Genomic DNA, 23,331 nt, shown 5'->3' with positions numbered 1-23,331 from the left:
GCGCCATTCAATCTCGCAAAGCGGCTTCCAGTATTTCCAGGTTCTCAGTGTGGTGAAGGTCGCTGCTAAACGTACGTGCAGCCTTCACCAGATCGCGTGGGACTTGTTTCGTGATCGCACTTGCATTGATTGATGCCGCACCTTCACCAAGCGTGAAACCTTGCTTGCGGATCAATTCGTCGACTTCGGCGAAAGTCGTGATGTCATGTTGATCGGCATCCCGTTTCAGGATTTCGAAGGCCGCGTGTGCGCTGCCCGCGTTCCTCATTTTCATGAAGAAATGGGAGATCAGGGGGATCGGTATCCCCCCGTTTCTTCAGTCCTCAACCAGAAATTTGAAAAGTCGACGCGGGGAGTTGTCAAACCATTGCCGCCAGATAGTCGATCGCTGCCTGAACGCCGCCCTTGCAATGTGGAATTGCCAGCTTGTCAAAACCGAGTTCGATCGCTGCAAGTGTTCCCAGCAGCATTACCGCATTCACATGTCCCATATGGGCGATACGAATTCCCTTGCCGGACAACTCGCCGATCGTGCCGCCTACGGTAACGCCGCAGGTTTCTTGGGTGAAGGCACGCAGCGCTGCTGCATCTCCATTGGCCAGCCGCAGAACCGTGACACTGTTGGAGCGCGCGTTGGGGTCGCTGATATTGAACTCAACTGCACCCTTCTTGGACCATTTCGCCACCGCGCGGCGGGTTGCTTCGCCAAGCAGTTCGTGGCGTTTCCAAACGTTTTCCAGGCCTTCGGCAAAAATCAGGTCCAGGGCCTTGTGGAAGGCAAACAGGAGATGTTCCGGTGGGGTGCCGCAGTACTTCTGGTAATGCTCGGCTCCCTGCCGAAACGTCCAGTCCGTGTAGTTGGTGCGCAAATCTGCGGTCTCATGTGCCTTGTCCGCCTTGGGTCCGGCTGCGACAAAGGAAAGGCCGGGTGGGCACATCAGTCCTTTCTGCGAACCTGTCAGGGCAACGTCGACACCCCATGCATCCATTTCGAACGGCATGCAACCGAGCGATGCGATCGTATCGACCATGTAGAGGGCCGGGTGGTTGGCTGCGTCGATTGCTTTGCGAAGCGTGGCTATGTCATTCCAGACGCCCGAGGCGGTATCGACTTGGACAACAAGGACCGCAGCGATTTCATGCGTGCTGTCCTGTCTCAAGCGCTCTTCCAGCCGCATTGGATCAACACCCTTGTCCCAAGCGCCCGGCAGGATTTCGACGTCGAGCCCGCTCACTGACGCCGCTTCGCCCCAACCGAGCGCAAAGCGTCCGGATTCCAGCACCAGGATCTTGTCGCCTCTTTTCAGCGTGTTGCAGAGCGCCGAGTCCCACGCGCCGTGTCCGTTTGCGGCATAGATGTACGTTTTGCCTTCGGTCCGGAACAGAGTTTTCAGGCTCTTCAGGCAATAGTTCGTTGTTTCCAGCAGTGGACCTTCATAGATGTCCACCGCGGGCCTGTGCATCGCCCTCAAGACTTCTTCGGGGACATTGGTCGGCCCTGGAATCATCAAAAACTCTTTGCCATTGCGAAGCGTCATGGCGGCATCCTTGTTTGAAGCGGGGTTTCAAATCCGGAAATTGCAGCCGGCAGAAGCTGCATGAGTGTGGGTCCTGAAAAAATTGCGCGATGGAAGTTCCACGTCAAGGGAATGACAACGAAACATTGGTTGAGGCAGTTGCAATTCGCCCGAAAATTGCAGGCATGTTCAAATATTTGTGTGCGCAACTAACCTTAACGAGTGAGGCGGGTAGTATCTCATGCGCAGGAAAAAACACTCTAAATAGCTGATTTACTTGTGACAAATTTTTCAGAATTCATGTGTTGCGGAATTTGGATGTTTTTCAACTGAAAAGAAAATGTCTTGTTTCCGTTAAGTAAATTATTCAAATTAAAGACCAATTGGTATTTTTGAGTAAAGCGTTACAGCATGATCCTGGTTGAAGAAGGGCAAAGCCCCCTCATTCTGTGTCTCCCGCATAGCGGCACGGAAATACCTGAAGTCGTCGGAAAGCGATTGAACGCAACCGGGCGTCTGCAGGTGGATCTGGCATGGCGGCTGGAACGCGTTTTCGGTATTCGCGAGGAACTGGATGCAACGCTGGTGAGGTCCACGGTTTCGCGTTACGTCATTGACCTCGATGAAGAACTGTCGTTTCAGCCGAAGGGCCCGGAAGTAACCAGTGGTGGATTGTGCCCGGTCACCACGCTCGATGGCAAGCGGATCTATCGGGAGGGGGAAGAGCCGGGTCCGACCGAAATCGAGCAACGATCGCTGTTGTTTTTCGCACCGTACCACAACGCGCTGCGCAAGCAGATCGGCCGGCTGCTGGAAAAGCACGGAACCGTCGTGGTGCTTGATTGCCAGTCCATGCGGACGCATGTCAGGGGCGTGAGCAGCGCCGGATTGCCTGTGGTGAGCATCGGCACAGCCGACGGAACTTCCTGTGCTTCGGACCTGAAAAACCTGGTTACCGGAACTTTTCGTAACCGGGATGGATATTCGCTGAGCGTCGATGAGCAAACAAAAGGCGGGCACATCGCGCGGACGTTCGGTCAACCCGGAAAAGGCGTTCACGCGCTGACTTTGTTGCTGGCGCAGCGTGCATACTTGCGGCACGAGTCTCCACCTTTCGAACCCGACAAGATCCGCGTTGCCCGTTTGCAGGCAGTGTTGAAGGAGATGCTGTCACAGGTGATCGACTGGGCAACAGCCTCGAACGTGTCCAGTCTCGCGCAAAGACGCATTGAAAAGACCGGAGCGGATTTTGTCCCCGCGGATGGGCAACGTCTTGCAAAGGCAAAAAAATCTCAAACATCGCAGGTAGAAGAAGAACCGGCTGTTCCGCTGCTTGTTGCTGAATAGGAAGCAGTTTCTCTATACGACGTTCTTCTCGACAATCGGTGCGTTGGCCTTGAGCCTGTCGTGAGATAGAGGCGAGAGGTCGAGTGTCTGATAGGTTCCGGTAGCGATCAGTTCAGCCAGTCCCCTGCCGACCGCAGGAGACTGCTGCAGGCCATGCCCGGAAAACCCGAGCGCAAGGAAAAATCCGTCCAGACCAGAGACGTCTCCGACAAAGGCGTTGTGATCGAACAGGTTCATGTCGTAGGTGCCTGCCCAGGCGGCTCCTGGCTTGATTGCTTCGAAGGCGGGAACTCGGGCAGCAAGCGTTGGCCAGATATGCTCTTCAAAGAGTGTGTAGTCGACATCGAAGTCGCTGCAATTCGGGTCTCTGTCCGCTGGAGGCGCAGAGCCGCAGATGTAGCCGGTCCCTTCCGGACGCACATAAGTTCCGGTCGGATCGATCAGCAAGGGAAAACCTTCAAGCCGGTCTCGGCATTCGAAAGTGAAGACACAGCGCTTCTTCGGTACGATCTGAACCTCTGCTCCGGCCTGCCTGCAGATCTCTGGACCGCCTGAAGCACCTGCGCAGTTCACCACGACCGGGCTTGAAAGAGTTTCTCCGTTGGCCAGGTTTACCCGCCAACTGCCGGACGTGTCCTTTTCTAGCCTCGCCTCGGACGATATGTAATCGACACCCAGATCGCGGGCTTTCTTGCGGAAGGCCTGCATCAGGCCATAGCCGTCAAACCAGCCTTCACCGGTCAGTCCGTGGCAACCTGCAGCCAGATCCGACACGTTCAACCAGGGAAAATTTTCTTTGAGTCCGGATTGATCGAAATAACCTATGTCGGCTCCGAGCCTTTGCTGCAATTGATGATTTTCTTGCAAAATTCCAGATTTGTCGGGCGTTGCGAGAAAGAGGTAGCCGCCTTCATGCAGGTCTATCGATGGCCGGTTGCCGTTGACCTCAAGGTTGATACCGATCTCACGCAGGTACCGAATGCCGTAAAGCGAGATTTCAATATTGATGGCACTGGAAAACTGTTGCCGAATGGAAGCGGCAGAGCGGGCCGAGGCGCATGTTTCATAGGCCGGATCAGCCTCGACAACGACAATGTGGCCGGAAAAGTCATCGCGCTGGGCAAGGTGGCAGGCAACCGAGGATCCCATGACGGCTCCTCCGATTATGACAACATCCGCAGTCCGTTCCGCCATACGACCCCCTCAAAAAAAGACAAAGCGGGCCCGAAGGCCCGCCGGAAAGCAGTTCATCGTTATCAGAAAAATGCCTGCAGGCCGGTTTGCGCGCGACCGAGGATCAGCGCATGAACATCATGCGTGCCTTCATATGTGTTGACGGTTTCCAGGTTCTGGGAATGACGCATGACGTGATATTCCTCCTGGATGCCGTTGCCACCATGCATGTCACGTGCCTGACGGGCGATATCCAGCGCCTTGCCACAGTTGTTCCGCTTGATGATCGAGATCATTTCGGGTGCGACCTTGCCCGCATCGAACAGCTGGCCGACGCGAAGTGCTGCCTGCAGGCCGAGCGTGATTTCCGTCTGCATGTCGGCAAGTTTCTTCTGGAACAGTTGCGTTTGTGCCAGCGGGCGACCGAATTGCTCGCGGTCGAGGCCGTACTGACGGGCCCGCGCCCAGCAGTCCTCGGCAGCGCCCATGGAGCCCCAGGCAATGCCGTAACGCGCGCGGTTGAGGCAACCGAACGGACCCTTGAGGCCGGAAACGTTCGGCAACAGGGCATCTTCACCGACTTCGACCCCATCCATCACGATTTCACCGGTGATGGACGCGCGCAGGGACAGTTTGCCGCCGATTTTCGGGGCGCTCAGCCCCTTCATGCCCTTGTCTAGCACGAAGCCGCGGATCGCACCGTCGTGTGCCTCCGACTTCGCCCAGACAACGAAGACATCCGCAATCGGTGAATTGGAAATCCACATCTTCGATCCGGTCAGCTTGTAGCCACCGTCAATCTTTTCCGCGCGTGTGCGCATGCCTGCCGGGTCGGACCCTGCGTCCGGTTCTGTCAGGCCGAAACAGCCGACATATTCGCCGCTTGCCAGTTTCGGCAGGTACTTCTGACGCTGCTCCTCTGAGCCGTAAGCATAAATCGGATACATCACAAGGGAGGACTGGACGCTCATCATGGAGCGATAACCGGAATCGACCCGCTCGATTTCCCGCGCAACCACGCCATAAGCGACGTAAGAGGCGCCCGCACAGCCATACTCTTCCGGTAGGGTGACACCGAGCAGGCCGAGTTCGCCCATTTCGTTGAAGATGGACCGGTCGGTCTGTTCTTCTCTGTAGGCATCAATCACGCGTGGCAGAAGTTTCTCCTGCGCATAAGCGCGGGCAGTGTCCTGGATCAGCTGCTCGTCTTCTTTCAGCTGTTCGCGCAGATGGAACGGGTCCTGCCAGTCAAAAGTACCGCCGCCGGAGGGTGAGGACTTGATATGTGCCGGTGCATTCATATTTTTTCTCCCGGGCCCTTCCGTCACGGCCCTCGCTTTGTTGCCGATTATCGGCTTGGGTCATTCTGTTTCAGCTAGTGTTGCCGGAATTTCATTTGCAGAAAAGCGAAAGCTGCTCCATCTTTCATGACGAAATGGAATGAAGTAGGTCAAAACACATGCGCCGCGCCTTTGTCCCTCCAGCAGACACCCTGATAGCGTTTGAATGTGCTGCACGGCATTTGAGCTTCACACGTGCTGCCGAAGAACTGCATCTGACCCAAGGCGCGGTGTCAAAGCAGGTCCGTCAGCTTGAAGACCGGCTTGGCGTCGAATTGTTTCGGCGTGTTCGCCAGCGCATCGTGCTGACCGATGCCGGTCGGCTGTACCTTCATGACATACGCGGCGCGCTGGAGCAGATGACCGCGGCGACACGGCAGGTGATGTCCTATGCCGGCAGTGCCGACGTTCTGAACCTGGCGGTTCTCCCGACATTCGGCACGCGCTGGCTCGCGCCCAGGCTTGCAGAGTTCGTCAAGCGTTATCCTGATGCAGGGCTCAATCTGAGTGTCCGCCTTCAACCGTTCGACTTTGACGAAGAGCCGTTTGATGGAGCTATTCATCATGGGGATCCGGTCTGGGCAGGCGCAATCGCTGAACGCCTTTTCGACGAGGAAGTCATTCCCGTGGCGTCCCGTGCGTTTCGCGACCGGCATCAAATAAGGACACCGGCTGATCTCGCCCGCGTTCCGCGTCTTCAGCTGGCAACCCGGCCGCTAGCCTGGCGTCAATGGTTCGACCGGGCCGGTGTCGAAACCGACGCCGCCTTCCAGGGCGCGCGTTTCGAACAGTTCGTCATGATATCCGAAGCTGCCATCCATCACGCCGGAGCGGCGCTCATCCCAAGGTTCTTTGTTGAAGCGGAACTGGCTTCAGGTCGCCTCGTGCGCCTTTTTGAGCTGTCGCCGGATCAGCAGACGGCCTATTACTTTGTCTATCCGGAAGGTCGGACCATGCGGCCCGTCGTTGCGGCTTTCCGGCAGTGGCTGATGGAAGAGGCGAGAACCGCGCGCACCAAACGCGAGACGATGTTGCCGGGCTAGCAACCGGCAGTGTTTTGTCAGAACAAGGAGACGGACTTGGACAAGCAACATTTGCGCCTGATCCTCAACGGCAAGTCGGCTGGCCGCAACGACGTGCGAACGGCCGTGCAAGCTGTGCGCGCGATGGGGCACGAAGTCTCTGTCCGGGTAACTTTCGAGGCCGGTGACACAGCGCGGTTGGCAAGGGAAGCCCTGCGCGATCAGGCCCAGGAAAAAATCGATACGCTTGTAAGCGGTGGCGGCGACGGCACGATCCACGAAGTTGTCGATGCAGTCCTGCACGAGCTGCCCGAAGGTGAAAAACCGCCCTTTGCCTTTGCCATTTTGCCGCTCGGCACGGCCAATGATTTTGCCCGCCACATTCGCCTGGACCCGGCTGATGTACCGTCCTGTCTGCGCTTTGCCGCACGTGCCAGCGCCAAACCCATGGATGTAGGCGAAGTAAACGGCTGTGTCTTCGTCAACATGGCAACAGGCGGCTTCGGGACGCAGGTGACGTCGCAAACGGATCCAAACCTGAAACGTGTGCTGGGCGGGGCGGCTTATCTTTTCACTGGCCTGCACCGATTTTCGGAACTGGCCGCCTGCGAAGCACGCATCGAGGCGGAAGGTTTCTCCTGGGAAGGTCCTTTTCTGGCCCTGGCAATAGGCAATGGCCGCCGCGCCGGTGGCGGCATCCGCCTGTGTCCGCGGGCGAAACTCGATGACGGCTTTCTGGATCTCACAATTCTGCCCTTCCCGAAATCTGGAAGAGCCATCGATATCCTGTCGACCCTGCTGGACAGGGGTGTTGACGGCATGAACAACGGCCTCATCCAGAGAAAAGCCCGCAACATCACCATCCAGACCCAAAAACCAGTCCAGTTCAATCTGGACGGCGAGCCGATGAATGGACAGTCCTGGAAGATTGGGATAAGGCACCACCAGATAGACATGCGGCGTTAGAAGCGCCGGTCTGGCAACTCTGAGATCCAATACGCGTTGCCGGGCCCATGAGACCGAGATGATGGACGAATACCAGCTCAAGAATTTCCTGAAATTCGCCCCGGCCTGCCTGGGTCTCGTTCCCAAGAAACATTTGTTCATTCACATCCCCAAAAACGGTGGCATGGCGATCAGGCAGGCACCTGAACTTCAGGGCCGTCTGGTGTTGGCCAATCGGCGGCGCTTGAAAAGCAAATCCTATGCGGACGGACTGAAAGGGCATATGGGCAAAACGGGCGCTCAGCCAGGGTATGAACATGCGCGTTATCGCGATGTTGATATCTCGGTGCGAAAGGCGACCAGAGCCTTCGCCATTGTCCGTAATCCCTGGTCGAGAACCGTATCGCGGTTCAAGTTTGCGCTGCAGACGAGGAACAACGGCGCACAGAAACATAACTATAATCAGGAAGCGTTCGAAACCTTCCTGGAAGAACGTCATGCATGGGGCCAGGAAGATTACTACTGGCACCGGGCGATCAGAGGTTGGTATCCGCAGGAAGACTATCTGATCGACGAACAAAACCAGCTATCTGTTGACATCCTGAGGCAGGAGTTTCTTGGTGAGGAATTGAGAAAATACCTGACCCTGAAAAATGACCTGCAACCAAGAAACGTCAGCAAGGCTTCCGGTTCAGACTATCGGGAACTCTATACAGCCAGGACAATCCAGATTATTGCCGACTGGTACGAGGCCGACATCAAGCGGTTCGGCTTCGATTTCGACACCGCCGCGTCCCGAAATGCGTACTACACGAACAGATAGCTTCAGCATGGACCAAAGAATGGTGAACGATAATATCCATGACCGTCTGGAAGAGGCGTTTGCGTCAGCAGCTGCGCATAACCTGTCTGTTCCGGCCGATGGGGTCATCGCGATCATCCTTGCCTATAATGAAGCCCTCCGGTTTCCCTACTTTCTCGAGCACTACCGCAATCTCGGCGTGCGCCATTTCATTGTGGTGGACAACAGCTCAACTGACGGCACTGCTGCGCTTCTGGAAGGACAGCCGGATGTCAGTATTGTTCCGACCGCAAAGCCCTATAGGGACTACAAATCGGTTTGGCGGCAACTGTTATGCGAAAAGTATCTGGAAGACAGATGGGTCATTTTTCCCGATGTCGATGAGCTCTTTGTTTATCCCGGGTGGCCAGACAGAAAGATAGATGATTTGGTGACCTATCTGGACACCAATCGCTACAGAGCCCTCTTTTGCCCGATGGTCGACATGTACCCGGAAGGACCGTTGAAGGATCTCGCCTACAGGGCAGGCGAGAGCTTCTTCGATTGCTGCCCCTATTTCGACGCCACGGGTTATCGGTTCAACCCTCTCAAGGGCAGTCACAGAAAACGCTACAAGACGCCTTCCCGTCACGTTTTCGGCGGAACACGCGAACGGCTGTTCCATCAAAACGCCAAACGCCCGAAGAACCTGCTCGACAGAGCGATTCTGGCTGGACGCTTTTCAATCAGGGCCAGGGCACCCGAGAGCGAACTGGGGCGACAACTCGATCATCTCTTGTTCAAGTTTGTGAAAAATGCACTGCCGGACACTGCTGCGGTTCAAAGCAAAATCCCGCTCATCAAGTGGAACTCCGAGTACAAGTTTTCCGGTGGTGTCCATGGTATCGACAAACAGATCAAGATCGCCCCTGATTGGGGCGCGTTGCTGCACTTCAAGTACCTGGACGACTTCAAAAGCAAGGTCGCCGAAGCCATCGCAAGAAAACAGCACACGGACAATGCCGGTCACTATCAGGACTATGATGGGCAAATGGACATTTTGATGAACCAGGGACTGCACTTCGAAAGAAGTAATCGGTTTTCAGATATCAGCAGTTTGTTTAAATGTGGGTTGGTTCGCGAAGGCTAGATATTGGTTGTTTGGGCGAGGAAGTTAGAAAAAGCTGACGAAGCGAATTTAACTTGCTATCAATCGATCTTGACATACTGGTATTGCTTAGAGTTCAAATCAAATTAAGAAATTCTTGTTCGTATTCTTTTCCGCGTTGCGTGTCATTGAAATTCTTTTCTGCATATTCTTGAGATTGATTGCTGATAACAGAGAGCCTGCCAAGATCGGACGCAATCTCAGAGATTTTTTTAGCCCAGTCTTCCGGTGTGTTTGGCGCCAGGAAGCCAGTCACTCCATCTTGTACATAAGCATTTAAAGGGCTCACGTCAGAGACAAGGACCGGCAAACCCATCGTCATACTTTCCACGACGGTTTTGCCTAGTCCTTCATAATCTGCGCAATGACACAACAAATTGCATTCTGCCAGTCGCCGCCAAAGCTGTTCCTGTGGAAGAAATGGTTCAAAAAATACTTTGTCTTCCAGCCCAAGTTCCCTCGCTGCGCTCCGGTTTTCATCCAGGCGCTTTCCTTCTCCAATAAATGTCAGGGTGACAGGCAGGTCCTGTGGTACAAGAGCCATTGCTCTTACCAGAATATCTTGGCGTTTATGATAGTCCGCGAAACGTGATGCCATCACCATTCTTAAGGTGCCATCAGAACGGTCTTCCAAGTCAACATGCGTGGAAACTTTTGTTCCAATATCCAAGATGAAGCTGTGCTTGAAGCTGACCGACATCTTAAGATCATTCAGTTTCTTTGCCACCATTTCTGGTAAGTTTTCATGAATGAAATTGACAGAATCCACGCCACTAAAAGCGTTCTCATACCGTGACTTCAACTTCTGGCGATTGGTGATTTTTTCATGCCAAGCGAGTCCTGCCATGCGCATAACTACTCGCACCTTGGGAAAGACTTTTTTGACATTCAGAATTGTTTCTAGGTTTTTCAGTTCAAAGAAGCAGTAGATGATATCAATTTTATTTGTGTGCACGATTTGTAAAATAGATAGTAATCGAGTTAGACGACTTGAGTGAAATCTAGAAAATAAAGATTGATTAAATCCGAACAGTGAAACATTTTCTTTTCTTGCTGTCGCCAGGCTGCTCTGTTCGACCTCATCCGCCAAGTATGACACTCCGTGCCCCAGTGCACTCAGGTTTTTTCCGATTAACCTGCAGGAAGTCTCAGCCCCCCCTCCAAACGGTTTGTTGCTATACGGGTTTTTTGTTGTGACAAACAATACATTCATCGAATTTTTGCTTTTTCAGGATGAGGGACTAAATCATCACGTAATAGTGTCGAAGAAGTTCAAGTGCATTGTGGTGAATTCTATCTTTCTAACTGCTCCTGCATGAGAGTATTTCATTAGCGAGGTTTATCCATAGTTCAACTTCGTGGCTGCTTGAATAGTGGAAGCTAATCGTTTCTCTAGCGCGTATAGTTATCTTCTTTCGCATATCAGAGTTCTGCAGTAGCCTATCATTAGCGAAAGCTAGATCTGATGGAGTTTCTCCCTTCACGACCAAGCCGTTCACGAAACCTTTGAGAGCGTCAATGTCGGAGACGATTACAGGAACTCCACAAGTCATTGCTTCAAGGTCAGACTTTCCGAGACCTTCCATCAACGAGCAAAAGACAAAAAAATCTGATACGCGTATTTCCTCAGCAAGCCGATGGGGATGTAACACCTCGCCATAAATTACACGATGTTGGGAGGCATTCGCAGCGCAGTACTCTACTAATTGATCGGCAAAGCCATTATCTCGCTCATACATCACAATTTCCAAAAAGCTCCTGAATTTGGCAGATTGCTTCTACCACAATGTCAACATCTTTCAATTTGAATACATTGCAGCTGTGTATGAGCCGGGGGAGCTAATCGAGAAGTATTTTGGGGCGGTGGAGAGGAAAAAATGCAGTCTCATCCACCCTGCACGAAATTATCTCCACTGAAGTCAATAAGATGTTGAACAGTGAGTGCATATTCTCGCCAACGAACGGTGAAATCGCAACATCCTGGTCAATGCTAATACTCAACGGATCCTTCGTTTCGAGGCATCCTGTGCACTGATTTTTCTAGTGATCGCCTTGATAGTTGCTTTCAAACGTTGGACACCTCCCTCATTGGAACGGCTGCTGAGCGCACCATCGTTTGACAAAAGGTTAGACTTGTCATCTGAATTTAAGAATTTGTTGTGTTCAATTCATGAGATCGAAATGTATTTTATCAAGTTTCCCGTCAAATTAGACATGCGTTGACTAAGAAGATCCTGGTACTCGGAGTAATGGCGCGGGTTGTCATCTTGGTATCTTGTTAAATGGCAAAGAACATTGCTAGCTAGGCTGCGCTGGTATGTCTCTGACGACTCCTGGCTACTCAGGATATAAACTTCGTCTAGGTGCTGAACTAATCCCGGAGTCTGGCTTTTAAGCCAGTATCTACGCCGTGATTGAAAGCAGTTCCCTTTGAATCGAATAGCCACTTGGGATTTTCTATGCAGAACACTTTACATTCTCAAGATATGGCCGCGCGCGAAGTTTCTTGATTATTTTTTGGGTGATTTTTCATCTTCGCAGTCATGCTTCAAATCAAGTTGTCATCGAAATTGATCTTATATGGCACTGAACACCTCGAATTCAGTTCGAGGGAATAGTCCTAACCATTGCGAAGCCTCAATCTACGCTTTGATTATGTTTTGACCCGTTTGTCCATAACGAGCACAAACATTGCGTGTATCGACTATGAGTTGAGCGCTTTCTGCGATTAGGCCCCAATCAATGCAGTCATGGTCGGTTGATATTATGACAGCATCGTATGATCGCAGTTTGCTTGTTGACAAGTTTTGCGATTGATATCCCTGCAAATGAGGATAAGCACGCGTAGAGCCGATTTCCGGAACATGAGGGTCGTGGTAGTCGATCTGACTGCCTCGGGACTGGAGGAGTTCGATCAGCTTAAGTGAGGGGCTTTCTCTGATGTCGTCCACGTTTTTCTTGTATGCCATTCCCACGATAAGAATTTTTGCGCCGTTCAGTCCGCGGGAAAACCTTGTATCGAGAGCCCAAGCAAGACGTTCAAGAACATGTTGCGGCATGTTCGTATTGATCTCGCCTGCGAGCTCGATGAACCGGGTCGCGACTTCAAACTCCTTCGCTTTCCACGAAAGATAAAAGGGATCTATCGGGATGCAATGGCCACCCAAACCCGGTCCGGGATAAAAAGGCATGAAACCGAACGGCTTGCTTTTCGCCGCGTCGATGACTTCCCAGACATCAACGTCCATCTTTTCATAGATAACCTTGAGCTCGTTCACGAGAGCGATGTTCACCGAACGAAAGATATTCTCCGTGAGCTTAACTGCTTCCGCGGTCTTTGCAGAAGAAACGGGAACGATCTGCTGAACAAGAGCACCGTAGAGAGCTTGGACAATGTCGAGCGAATTCTCGTCATCGGCACCGACCACTTTGGGAATGGCTTTGGTGTCAAACTGGGCATTGCCCGGGTCCTCACGTTCCGGAGAGAACGCCAGAAAGAAATCCGAGCCTTGCTGCAAACCGGTCCTCTCAAGGATCGGTTTTACGACTTCGTTTGTCGTTCCCGGCCAGGTCGTAGATTCCAAGACCACGAGCTGACCGGGCCTCAGCGTTTCAGCAATGGAGTGAGCACTTTTTTCGATGAACGACAGATCGGGTTCGCGCTGCTTGCTCAGCGGCGTCGGGACAGCAATCAGGATTGCGTCAGGTTCGCCCAATTCAGTGAAATCGCTGGTCGCCCGGAAACGCTTGTTGTCAAGTGCGTCGCGAATTGCAGCATCATCGATGTGTTCGATTCCGGATTTCCCATCATTCAGCATTTTGACGCGATCGTCATTGATGTCGAATCCGATGACCGTAAATCCTTCCTGGACTGCGGTTATCGCCAGAGGCAAGCCGACATATCCCAGGCCAACGATGCCGATGGAGAAGTCACGTTTTTCGATCCGGTCGATCAGCTCGTTGACCGGCATGCTCGCTCTGGTAGATAGTTTGGACAATAGAAACCTCGGGAATTTTCTTCAGGAATTGATCAGAAGCAGCTATCACGGTTGCTGTTTGCCACAACTGGATCAAAATTCAAACGTCTTGCCGGTTGCCTGCGTTGTGTCAGGGTTCACGATGGTCAGTTCGCCGGACGACCTGGATTTCATAGGCTTACCATCAAAGAGACCGGCGTCGACGGCAGAAGCTCTGAGTTGTCGTAGCTCAGCCTCCAAGCACAAGTTCCTGATATCTCTCGCAGATGCGGTCTTCAGAGTATTGGGCCTGCAAGAAATTCGCAGCGTCTTGAACCAACATCCGACGCAGCTTGTCTGACTTCAGAATCTCGGAGACTGATCCAGACAGTTTGTCCACATCCCCGCAGGGCGACAACAACCCCGTTTTGCCGTGTTCGATCAGCCAGCTGGGACCCGGTGACGCAGTCGCGACGACAGGCAGACCGGCATTCCAGCCTTCCAGAACAACATTGCCGAGCGGTTCGTCGTCTGTCGGACAGACCAGAATGTCCGCTGCCTTGAGAAACGGGGAAGGGTCGCGCTGCCAGCCGAGGAAATGGACGCGCGAGCGCACGCCGCACTCCTTTGCCAGCGCCTTCGTGTCGTCCATCAGCTCACCATCGCCGATCAGCCAGGCATGAACATTATCCGGCAACTTCTGCAGTGCTTTGATGATCAGATCGAACCGTTTGCGTTGGACGAAGCGTCCCAAGGCAATCAGGACGGTGGCATCTTCCGGTGTGTCGATATCTGCGCGTTTGACTGGTTCAAGGTCTTCCGGCAGCGGGTCGACGAAATTGCTGATCACGTGAGCCCTGCCGGACGGCCAGCCCATCTCGACTGCCTGACGGATGATTTCGGGTGTGTTGCCGATCAGGTCTCCGACATTGCCATAGGTGTGAAAGCCGTCCGGCCAGTCTCCAAGGCGCAGGAACGTACGCATGTCCGGTCCCGGTTTCGGCAGCCACTTGCTGGCCGGGCTCATCCAGCCCATGGTCGCTGTTGCGCCGAAGTTGCGGATCTCCCGAGAAATGCCCCATCGAACGAAATGGCGTTTGATGTGCGAGCGGCTGAATTTCAGCTCCCTGACGTCGCAGTGCTCCGCCAGCTCGTCCCGCCAGGCTCTGCCGGGCCTGATAAAAGCAATCTGTTCAATACCGCGCTTCGCCAACGCGCGGGAAAGGCGCACGAAGAACTTCTCAGCACCGCCATCAACGCCGAGATGAATGTGAGCGATTTTTCCGGGACTGTGTGATACGTCAGTGGCCATCGATCACATCATAGTAATTATGCGCGCGCCCCAGAAGGCCGCGCAAGTTGCCTGAGCCCTTCATCAGCCGGATCAGGCCGTAATAAAAGAGTTTTTCGCCGCGCTTGCGGGCAAAGGGCTTGATCACGAAACCCACAAGCGTTGCAAGCGAGCCGAAAAGCATGCGCCGAAAACTCTTGGGGATGAAGTGGAGCGCTGCTTTCCAACGTCCTTCGCGCAAAACGATGTTGAAAGCACCCGATGTGGCGGCCATGTGCATGCGGCTCAAAAGCCGGCCGGTGGTCACGCGCGTTGCCGGAATATCCTCTTCGACAAACGCATCGTCAACCCAGATCATCTTGGCTCCTGCCGCATGCGTGCGGCGGAAGAAGTCGATGTCTTCACTGCCGAAGGTCAGGCGCTCGTCGAACCTCAGACCCAGTCCGTCCTTGTGGATAATCCGGGCGCTCAGAAGCACGTTGTTGGTCGGGGCTTCAGTGATCACCGTTCCGGTCGGGCGCGGTTTCAGCAGCTGCGACTTCCACCAATGCGGCGCCGGTTTTTCATAGATCCGGCGAACCGGACCATTTGCGACTTCGGCCTTGTGTTCCGCACAGGCGGAGAGCAGCTTTGCGATCCAGTCCGGTTCCGCACGCTCATCATCATCGATCAGGGCGATCCAGTCCGGGTCGTGTTCGATAGCGGCCTCAAGAGCCAGATTGCGGGCAAACGGAATGCCCTTTCTTTTTTCATGATAGAAAAACACCGGCAGCGAGTACCGCGCCTTGGTGTCTTCCGCCACCTGACCAGAAAAATACGGCTCCGGGTCGTTCTCGACAACAACAATTGCCAGCTCGGTTCCATCCGGCCGGATCAAGTTGTCGAGGCTGGAAAGACAGGCCTGCAACATTTTCGGCCGTTGCGCCGTGCAAACGGCGATGACCAGTTTCTGGGTCATAAGGGGATCTCAATCATTCCGTTTGGCAGCCACCTGTTTGGTGCAAGCTGTTAGCGCAGGGTTTGGCGCAAGTACGGCGCGCTGTCAAAGGATTTCGCCGGAACGGGCTTCCCCGTTGGGGAAGCTCACGCTACGGTTGCTCCTAAAGCCCTTTAGGAACTTGCAAAACGCAGCCGGTGTTGGGAGGACACACATGAAGGGATTGATGATGCACCGTCCGCTGAAGGTGGCGGATCTCATCACATTTGCCTCGGAAACATACCCTTCCGGGGAGATCGTGTCGGTGCGCACCGAAGGCGGCATTCACCGAACAACTTATGGCGAGACCGCACGACGGGTCGCGCAACTGGCACATGGTCTGAAGCGCCTTGGGGTGCAACCGGGGGACAGGATTGCGACACTGGCCTGGAACGGCTACCGGCATTTTGAGCTTTATTATGCGATCTCGGGCATAGGTGCGATCTGCCATACCATCAATCCACGCCTGTCGGCTGAGCAGATGATCTATATCGTCAAACACGCCGAGGATCGCCTGCTCTTTGTTGATCTTACCTTCGTTCCGATCCTGGAGAGGCTGGCCGCGCATTTGCCGAAGGACTTACGCTTTATCATCATGACTGATCGGGCTCACATGCCTGAAACGTCGCTGGAAAGTGTGTTTTGTTACGAGGATCTTCTGGATGGCCAGCCGGAGGAGATTGATTGGCCGGAATTTTCCGAAGATCAGGCAGCAGGCCTTTGTTATACCTCTGGCACGACCGGCGAACCGAAGGGAACTCTGTTTTCGCACCGCTCCACGGTTTTGCACGCTTTCAGTATGTGTGTGACCATCCCTAAGATCCTCCGCGAGGGTATCCGTATCCTGCCGGTTGTGCCGCTCTTTCATGTGAACGCCTGGGGGTTGCCATATGCGGCGCCACTCTCCGGCGTGAGCATGATTTTCCCAGGCAGTGCTCTGGACGGCAAAAGCCTCTTTGATCTGATGGACCGGGAAAAGGTCTACTCCGCCTGGGGAGTACCCACGGTCTGGCACGGACTGCTGAATGAAATCACCCAGCGAGGTCGTTTGCCGGAGGGCCTTGGCGATATTGTCGTTGGTGGTTCGGCTGCTTCTCGAAGTTTGATCGAGGCCTTTGAGAGCCGCAGTGTTAACGTCTGTCACGCCTGGGGCATGACAGAAATGAGCCCGCTTGGCACCCAGTGCAACCTGCCGTCAGAAATGGACTTACTGGCTTTCGACGAGCGCATCGACCGCAAGCAGTCGCAGGGACGGCGGGTCTTTGGCGTTGACATGAAGATTGTCGACGATGCGGGTATCAGGTTGCCGCACGACGGCGGGACGCCAGGTCATCTTTATGTCCGTGGCAACACGATTACATCCGGGTATTTCAACAATGACGAAGCGTCCAGGCCAGTGTTCGACGGTGAAGGCTGGTTCTGCACTGGCGATATCGCCACAATCGATCCGGACGGCTTCCTGAACATCACCGACCGGTCGAAAGATCTCATCAAGTCCGGTGGCGAATGGATCTCTTCGCTGGACCTGGAAAACATCGTCATGTCTCATCCCGGTGTGGCCAACTGCGCGGTTATTGCAGTTCCCGATGAGAAGTGGGACGAGCGACCGCTCCTGATTGTTCAGACAAAGGAGGACGCACAGCCGCAAAAGCAGGACCTTCTGGATCTGTTGGCCGAACGGATCGCGAAATGGCAGTTGCCGGACGACGTCGTCTTCGTTGATGAGTTGCCTCTGACGGCAACGGGGAAAGTGTCGAAACTGACACTCAGAAAACAGCATGCCGGAGAAACCGAATGAAGCCGGAAGATTTGTTCAGCCTGCCGGGCAAAACGGCGCTCGTAACGGGTGGCGCAACGGGAATAGGCCGGATGGCTGCGGAAGGGTTGCTGGCGGCAGGTGCCACCGTTTTCATCGCCAGCCGCAAGGAAGAGGCCTGCAAGGCAACCGCGGCGGAGCTGAACGCGATCGGATATGAAGGAAAAGCGGAAGGCTTTGGCGGCGACGTGTCGACGGAAGAAGGCATTGCCGGATTAAGCGCAGAGATCGGCAGGCGAACCGATCGGCTTGATATCCTGATGAACAACGCCGGTACCAGTTGGGGCGCGCCGCTTGGTCAGTTTCCCCACTCCGCGTGGGACAGGGTGATGCGGCTGAATGTTGCCGGCCTCTTTCAACTGACGCAAAGCCTGTTGCCCATGCTGGAAGCTGCCGCAAGTGATGATGATCCCGCACGTGTGGTCAATGTCGGCTCGGTCATGGGGGAAACCGCTCACGGGGACAGAGCCTACAGCTATGCCGCCTCGAAAGCTGCCGTCCATCACCTCACCAGAATTCTCGCAAAGGAGCTGGCGGAACGGCGGATCACGGTCAATGCCCTGGCCCCCGGACCCTTCGTCAGCAAAATGACCGCCTTCGCCACGGCGGATGAAGAGGTCAGGTCACGGGTCGGGGCGCAGGTGCCGCTCGGCCGCGTCGGGCGCCCGGAAGATATTGCTGCGGCAATGCAGTTTCTGTGCGGGCGTGGAGGAGCATACGTTACCGGGGCAGTCTTGCCTGTCAGCGGCGGAATCAATGTGGAAACGGGACCGGACCTTTTTCAGGAGGCGTATGAGTGACGGCAGTATGCAAGACCGGGGCGGTCACGATCGAAAGTCTGAAGGCGATGACCGGTCAGGAGGTTGGCGTTTCATCCTGGTACCTGATCGACCAGCCGCAAATTGATGCTTTTGCCGATGTTACCCACGATCATCAGTTCATCCATGTCGATCCGGAACGGGCATCCGCAACACCATTTGGCGGCACAATTGCGCACGGGTTTCTGACGCTTTCACTCCTGTCTGCAATGGGGCAGGAAGCTCAGCCGCAGATCGACGGGGCTGTCTTGGGCATCAATTACGGCTTCGACAAGGTTCGCTTTCTATCACCGGTCAGAACCGGGGCACGCCTGCGCGGCCGGTTTGTTGTCGGAGAGGTGAAGCAGCAAAAGCCCGGAGAAGTTGACGTCCTCTGGCTGGCGACCGTGGAAATTGAAGGCGAACGACGCCCGGCTTTGAAGGCCGACTGGCTGAACCGCTTTTATCTAACGTGAATTGGGGGACACATGGACCTTGGAATAACCGACAAGGTGCGGCCGCTTATCGAAAAAGTTCGGGAGATGGTCGAGACCGAAATTGAACCACTCGATGTCGAGTATCACCATGAGGTGGGAAGGCACCCTTCGGGTGATCGTTTTCAGCTGACCGATCGCCAGATTGAAATCCTGGAAGACCTGAAAGCAAAGGCCAGGCAAAGGGGGCTTTGGAATTTCTGGCTGACCGATAGCGAGAAGGGTTTCGGTCTGACGACAGTCGAATATGCGTATCTTGCGGAAGAAATGGGCAAGGTCGGCATCGCAGCGGAAGTGTTCAACTGCAACGCGCCCGACACGGGCAATATGGAGGTGCTGGAACGCTATGGCACCGAGGCGCACAAGGAACGCTGGCTGAAGCCTTTGTTGAACGGAGAAATTCGCTCTGCCTACCTGATGACCGAGCCTGATGTTGCGTCTTCGGATGCCACGAACATCGCGATGACCGCGCAAAGAAAGGATGGACAGTGGATCCTGAACGGCGACAAGTGGTGGGCGACAGGGGCGGGGGACCCGCGCTGCAAGCTCTATATCGTCATGGCCGCAACGGATCCGGAGGCTCACAAGCACGCCCGCCATTCCATGTATCTGATACCTGCGAATGCTCCGGGGATCGAGGTCCTGCGCCCCATGCATGTCTTTGGTGCAGATGATGCTCCGCACGGTCATATGCATATTCGATTTACCGACGTTTGTGTTCCCGAAGACGATCTCATTCTGGGCGAGGGCAGGGGCTTTGAAGTCGCTCAGGGTCGCCTGGGACCGGGACGCATTCACCATTGCATGCGGGCCATAGGTCAGGCTGAGAAAGCCCTGGAGCTTTTGTGCAAACGCGCCATGAGGCGTGAAGCGTTTGGCAAGAAACTCACTGACCTGGGCGCCAATCACGATATCATCGCCAATGCGCGCATGGAAATTGAGATGGCGCGGCTCCTGTGCCTGAAAGCAGCCTGGGTTATGGACACGCAGGGAACGCGTGCTGCCCAACCCTGGATCAGCAAGATCAAGGTCATCGCACCGCTGATGGCCCTGAAAGTCGTTGACGAGGCAATGCAGGTTCATGGTGCAGCGGGCATCAGCCAGGATTTTCCTCTGGCAGGCATGTGGACGCATTTGAGAACCCTGCGATTTGCCGACGGTCCCGACGCGGTGCATCGTCGCCAGATCGCGCGGACCGAGCTGCGCAAATACACCAATGACAAGGTGTGAAAATGTCCGGACACGGAGCGGAACTGGATCTGAACAATCTGACTGCCTGGCTGGAGAAGCGCCTGCCCGGGTTTCGTGGTCCGGTTCGGGCGACAAAATTCAACCGTGGTCAATCCAATCCGACCTTCCGGCTTTCCGCGGCTTCGGGAAATTATGTGCTACGCCGGAAACCTCCCGGCTCGTTGTTGAAATCGGCCCATGCGGTAGATCGCGAATACCGTGTCCAAAAGGCGCTTGCCGGGTCAGAGGTTCCGGTCGCGGGCATGCATCTGCTTTGCGAAGAGGACAGCATTGTCGGTTCGCCCTTCTACATCATGGATCTGGTCGACGGCAGGAACTTTGATGATCCATGTCTGCTGGATTTGCTCCCGGATATGCGTGTTGCCATTTATGACGAAATGAACAGGGTTCTGGCTGCGATACATTCAGTTGATCTCGAAGCACGCGGACTGGCTGACTTTGGTCCTGTCGGGAACTACTATCGTCGTCAGACCGATCGCTGGACCAAGCAGTACAGGGCAAGCGAAACGGAAACCATTCCGGCGATGGATGATCTGATCGCATGGGTGAACGAGAATATCCCGGAAGACGATGGCAAGCGTACACTTGTGCACGGCGATTATCGCATCGACAATCTGCTCTTTGCCAGGGAAGGCCCGGAATGTGTCGCCGTCCTCGACTGGGAATTGTCAACCATCGGACATCCCTATGCCGATCTCGCCGCGTTGATCATGCAATGGCAACGGCCACCCGGCGAAGAGGGCAGGGGGCTGGCAGGCATCGACAGGTCGAAGCTCGGCCTGCCGGAAGACCAGGCCTTCGTCGACGCTTATTGCGATCGGATGGGGCTGCCGGGAATTCCGGACTTCGGCTTTTACCTTGCCTTTTGTTTTTTTCGCATGGGTGCGATCCTGCAGGGCGTGAAGAAACGCGCGTTGGACGGCAATGCGTCAAATCCGGAACTGGGGCTTCGCCTCGGTGCCAGCGTTCCGGAATATGCTGCGGGTGGTCTAGACGCAGCCCGGAGGATTTAGCACGTTGCACAAATGCTAGCGTTTAGGGCGATTACTGGGTTTGAGGCTACTAGATCCCGGCTCTCCGTCACGCTGCGGCCGGGATGACAATGAGAGCCGGTCGCCGCTTTGCTGTCATCCCGGGCGACCAGCGGGAGGCCCGGGATCCAGTACCCTTCCGGAGTTGCGAATAAGCGCCGCGCTATAGGGACTTTCCGGACCCTAATTTGCCGGAATGCCATGCTTTGAATTTGGATGTTGCCGAGCGCCGTAGGCCTCACACGCGTTCGTTCATCTGCGCAAAAGTCTCGCCAGTCTCGGCCAGTTTTCTCAGAAGGTCTGGCACTTGCCAGTAGTAGCCGTCTTCCCGGGCATATTCCTCGATCCGCCTCACCAGCTCTTTCGGTCCGACCTGATCGGCGGTGTGCATCGGGCCACCGCGGAAGCGCGGGAAACCATAGCCAAACAGGAACACTGCATCGATGTCGATCGGTCGCAATGCAATCTTCTCCTCAAGTACGCGTGTCGCTTCCAGGATCATTGCGGTGGTGAACCTGTTGACGATCTCTTCTGAGGAAAAGGAGCGAGGGGAGATGCCCGCCTTTCGGCGTTCGTCTTCGATGATTGCCAGAGCTTCCGGGTTGGGCCGGGTTCCATCGTCATCGTAGATGTAAAAGCCCTGACCGGTCTTGCGCCCGAACCACCCCTGTTCACACAACTGATCGGCAATTGGAATATAGCGCTCTTCAGGTGGCCGCGTTGCGGCGCGGCGCTTGTTGGCAGCCCAGCTGATGTCGAGACCTGCAAGATCTGCGACCTGGTAAGGCCCCATGGCGAGGCCGAAACCCCTCATGGCCTCGTCAATTTCCTGGGGAGCAGCGCCATCCATCATCATGTAGTCGGCTGCCTTCTTGTAGAAGGTCATGATGCGATTGCCGATGAAGCCGTCACATACTCCCGACCGGACACCGATTTTCTTCAGCCGCTTTGCAAGGGCAAATCCTGTTGCCACCACATCGGCGCTTGTCTTGTCGGCGACCACGACTTCAAGGAGGCGCATGACGTGTGCGGGCGAGAAAAAGTGCAGGCCGATAACGTCCTGCGGTCGGCTGGTCGTAGCGGCAATCTGGTTGATGTCGAGATAAGAGGTATTCGAGGCCAGCACAGCACCGGGTTTCATGCACTCATTGAGTTTTTCGAAGATCTCGCGCTTGACGCCCATATCTTCAAAGACAGCTTCAATCACGAGGTCGACGTCAGCGAGTGATGACAAGTCGGTCGATGTTGCCAGTTTGCTTTCCAGAATGGCGTCACGGGCCTCGGCCTTCAGCTTGCCCCGCTTGACCGCGCCTTCCAGGTTCTTCCCGATTGTGGTTGTTCCTCTGTCCAGGCCGGCCTGATCACGCTCGGCCAGGACGACCTGAAATCCGGCAACAAGCAGTGCTGTTGCAATTCCGGAGCCCATGGTGCCACCGCCGATGACGCCGATCAGTTTGAGATCGCGTGGCGTTGCGGACGCTTCAGGTATCTTGGAGACGGCTCGCTCGGCAAAAAACGCGTGAATGAGCCCGGCGCGCTGCGGGCTTTCCATGCAATCGTTGAAAAGCCGGCGCTCTTCCTTCAGACCCTCGCTCAAAGGCAGTCGGCTGGCTTCCACCGCATCAACGCATTTATGCGGTGAAAACAGCAGCGGTTGCGTTTTGGCCAGCTTGTCGCGCATGGCCCGAACAGCTTCATCGTCCTGCTCGACGGTCTGGTCACCGGTGCGTCTGGTCTGAAGTGTCTGATCGATGACGTCCTGCGCGGCTTTGACGGCAACATCGCGTGGAGCGCCGCCTTCAATCCTGTCGACCAATCCGATCTGCAGAGCGTTGTCGGCGGCTATTGGTTTGCCGCTGGTGATCATGTCCAGCGAAGCTTTCACACCTGCAAGCCTTGGTGCCCGCTGTGTGCCACCGGCGCCCGGAAGAATGCCGAGTGTGACTTCAGGCAAGCCGACCCTCGTGCCGGTGACGGCAACCCGCGCATGGCAGGACAGAGCGACCTCCAAACCGCCTCCAAGCGTCGTTCCGTGCAGGACACAAACGATCGGAGTCGGGCAGCCTTCCAGGAAGTTGCAGAGATCCGGCAGCCAGGGATCCTGTGGAGGCTTGCCGAATTCGCGGATGTCGGCTCCGGCGATAAAGGTACGGCCTTTGCCGTAAATCGCTATGGCCTTGATGCCCGGGTCTTTCTGCAGCTCCTCAACAGCCTGCCAGAGACCGGAGCGCAAAGCATGCGAGGCCGCATTTACCGGTGGATTGTCCAGAGCAACGAGGGCAACAGCCCCCAACCGCTCAATGGACACAACGTCATTGACGCCGACGGCGCCGGTCTCCGCATTCGTTTGCATGAAATCCTCCAGAGCACCGTTTCGGATGAACGGTTTTGCCGGGGATTTTCAATTCTGACAGAGGCTTGTCAAG

Annotated in this window: 20 protein-coding genes; 10 read left to right on the top strand and 10 right to left on the bottom strand. The window is 55.1% G+C overall.

Annotated elements, in window-relative coordinates:
• Positions 1-7: 7 nt before the first annotated feature.
• Positions 8-274 (bottom strand): hypothetical protein, encoded by a 267-nt coding sequence (locus tag ABLQ08_RS22250; RefSeq protein WP_352946543.1) that lies wholly within the window; start codon positions 272-274, stop codon positions 8-10.
• 85 nt (positions 275-359) lie between these two features.
• On the bottom strand, positions 360-1,538 hold the full coding sequence (locus ABLQ08_RS22245; RefSeq protein WP_352946541.1) for a pyridoxal-phosphate-dependent aminotransferase family protein: 1,179 nt from the start codon (positions 1,536-1,538) through the stop codon (positions 360-362).
• 390 nt (positions 1,539-1,928) lie between these two features.
• Between ABLQ08_RS22245 and ABLQ08_RS22240 the strand changes: the two genes are divergently transcribed.
• Positions 1,929-2,864 carry an N-formylglutamate amidohydrolase gene (locus ABLQ08_RS22240; RefSeq protein WP_352946538.1) on the top strand — a complete coding sequence of 312 codons (936 nt, stop codon included), beginning with the start codon at positions 1,929-1,931 and terminating at the stop codon, positions 2,862-2,864.
• Between the two features lie 12 nt (positions 2,865-2,876).
• On the opposite strand, the gene ABLQ08_RS22235 is transcribed toward ABLQ08_RS22240, so the two are convergent.
• Together ABLQ08_RS22235 and ABLQ08_RS22230 are read right to left on the bottom strand one after the other, a co-directional pair.
• Positions 2,877-4,058 carry an NAD(P)/FAD-dependent oxidoreductase gene (locus ABLQ08_RS22235; RefSeq protein WP_352946535.1) on the bottom strand — a complete coding sequence of 394 codons (1,182 nt, stop codon included), beginning with the start codon at positions 4,056-4,058 and terminating at the stop codon, positions 2,877-2,879.
• Between the two features lie 62 nt (positions 4,059-4,120).
• Positions 4,121-5,338 carry an acyl-CoA dehydrogenase gene (locus tag ABLQ08_RS22230; RefSeq protein ID WP_352946532.1) on the bottom strand — a complete coding sequence of 406 codons (1,218 nt, stop codon included), beginning with the start codon at positions 5,336-5,338 and terminating at the stop codon, positions 4,121-4,123.
• A 158-nt stretch (positions 5,339-5,496) separates the two neighbouring features.
• Here ABLQ08_RS22230 and gcvA point away from each other — a divergent pair, with 158 nt between their 5' ends.
• From gcvA to ABLQ08_RS22210, 4 genes are read left to right on the top strand one after another with little or no spacing between them, the layout of a single operon-like run.
• Positions 5,497-6,420 carry a transcriptional regulator GcvA gene (gene gcvA / locus ABLQ08_RS22225; protein WP_352946529.1) on the top strand — a complete coding sequence of 308 codons (924 nt, stop codon included), beginning with the start codon at positions 5,497-5,499 and terminating at the stop codon, positions 6,418-6,420.
• 36 nt (positions 6,421-6,456) lie between these two features.
• On the top strand, positions 6,457-7,365 hold the full coding sequence (yegS, locus tag ABLQ08_RS22220; protein WP_352946526.1) for a lipid kinase YegS: 909 nt from the start codon (positions 6,457-6,459) through the stop codon (positions 7,363-7,365).
• Positions 7,366-7,423: 58 nt separating this feature from the next.
• Positions 7,424-8,167, top strand: coding sequence for a sulfotransferase family 2 domain-containing protein (locus ABLQ08_RS22215; protein ID WP_352946523.1), 744 nt, complete (start codon positions 7,424-7,426; stop codon positions 8,165-8,167).
• Between the two features lie 19 nt (positions 8,168-8,186).
• Positions 8,187-9,275: a glycosyltransferase family 2 protein gene (locus tag ABLQ08_RS22210; RefSeq protein ID WP_352946520.1), complete on the top strand. Its 1,089-nt coding sequence runs from the start codon at positions 8,187-8,189 to the stop codon at positions 9,273-9,275.
• Positions 9,276-9,369: 94 nt separating this feature from the next.
• On the opposite strand, the gene ABLQ08_RS22205 is transcribed toward ABLQ08_RS22210, so the two are convergent.
• From ABLQ08_RS22205 to ABLQ08_RS22185, 5 genes are all read right to left on the bottom strand, one after another.
• On the bottom strand, positions 9,370-10,506 hold the full coding sequence (locus ABLQ08_RS22205; RefSeq protein WP_352946517.1) for a glycosyltransferase family 4 protein: 1,137 nt from the start codon (positions 10,504-10,506) through the stop codon (positions 9,370-9,372).
• Between the two features lie 88 nt (positions 10,507-10,594).
• Positions 10,595-11,032, bottom strand: a complete 438-nt coding sequence (locus ABLQ08_RS22200; RefSeq protein ID WP_352946514.1) for a glycosyltransferase family 4 protein — start codon at positions 11,030-11,032, stop codon at positions 10,595-10,597.
• 903 nt (positions 11,033-11,935) lie between these two features.
• Positions 11,936-13,264, bottom strand: a complete 1,329-nt coding sequence (locus ABLQ08_RS22195) for a nucleotide sugar dehydrogenase (RefSeq protein WP_352946867.1) — start codon at positions 13,262-13,264, stop codon at positions 11,936-11,938.
• 235 nt (positions 13,265-13,499) lie between these two features.
• A complete protein-coding gene (locus ABLQ08_RS22190; RefSeq protein ID WP_352946511.1) occupies positions 13,500-14,561 on the bottom strand; it encodes a glycosyltransferase in 1,062 nt (353 codons plus the stop codon).
• Entirely contained in the window at positions 14,551-15,498 is a 948-nt protein-coding gene (locus ABLQ08_RS22185; protein ID WP_352946508.1) for a glycosyltransferase family 2 protein, read from the bottom strand. The genes ABLQ08_RS22190 and ABLQ08_RS22185 overlap by 11 nt, the downstream gene beginning before the upstream one ends.
• Before the next feature lie 193 nt (positions 15,499-15,691).
• Between ABLQ08_RS22185 and ABLQ08_RS22180 the strand changes: the two genes are divergently transcribed.
• The 5 genes from ABLQ08_RS22180 to ABLQ08_RS22160 are packed head-to-tail and all read left to right on the top strand — an operon-like array spanning position 15,692 to position 20,887.
• Positions 15,692-17,314: a long-chain fatty acid--CoA ligase gene (locus tag ABLQ08_RS22180; RefSeq protein ID WP_352946505.1), complete on the top strand. Its 1,623-nt coding sequence runs from the start codon at positions 15,692-15,694 to the stop codon at positions 17,312-17,314.
• Positions 17,311-18,132 (top strand): SDR family oxidoreductase, encoded by an 822-nt coding sequence (locus ABLQ08_RS22175; protein WP_352946502.1) that lies wholly within the window; start codon positions 17,311-17,313, stop codon positions 18,130-18,132. Before ABLQ08_RS22180 ends, ABLQ08_RS22175 begins: the two co-directional genes overlap by 4 nt.
• Positions 18,129-18,605, top strand: a complete 477-nt coding sequence (locus ABLQ08_RS22170; protein WP_417714937.1) for a MaoC family dehydratase — start codon at positions 18,129-18,131, stop codon at positions 18,603-18,605. Before ABLQ08_RS22175 ends, ABLQ08_RS22170 begins: the two co-directional genes overlap by 4 nt.
• 12 nt (positions 18,606-18,617) lie before the next feature.
• Positions 18,618-19,853, top strand: coding sequence for an acyl-CoA dehydrogenase family protein (locus tag ABLQ08_RS22165; protein WP_352946499.1), 1,236 nt, complete (start codon positions 18,618-18,620; stop codon positions 19,851-19,853).
• Between the two features lie 2 nt (positions 19,854-19,855).
• Positions 19,856-20,887, top strand: a complete 1,032-nt coding sequence (locus tag ABLQ08_RS22160) for a phosphotransferase family protein (RefSeq protein ID WP_352946496.1) — start codon at positions 19,856-19,858, stop codon at positions 20,885-20,887.
• Between the two features lie 256 nt (positions 20,888-21,143).
• Here ABLQ08_RS22160 and ABLQ08_RS22155 read toward each other — a convergent pair whose 3' ends face one another.
• The gene (locus ABLQ08_RS22155; protein WP_352946493.1) at positions 21,144-23,258 is read right to left on the bottom strand and encodes a 3-hydroxyacyl-CoA dehydrogenase NAD-binding domain-containing protein; all 2,115 of its coding nucleotides are present in this window, start codon (positions 23,256-23,258) and stop codon (positions 21,144-21,146) included.
• Positions 23,259-23,331: the final 73 nt, after the last annotated feature.

It is taken from the genome of Roseibium sp. SCP14, from assembly GCF_040329475.1.
GTDB lineage: Bacteria > Pseudomonadota > Alphaproteobacteria > Rhizobiales > Stappiaceae > Roseibium.
This window is presented reverse-complemented; position numbering and strand designations above follow the sequence as displayed.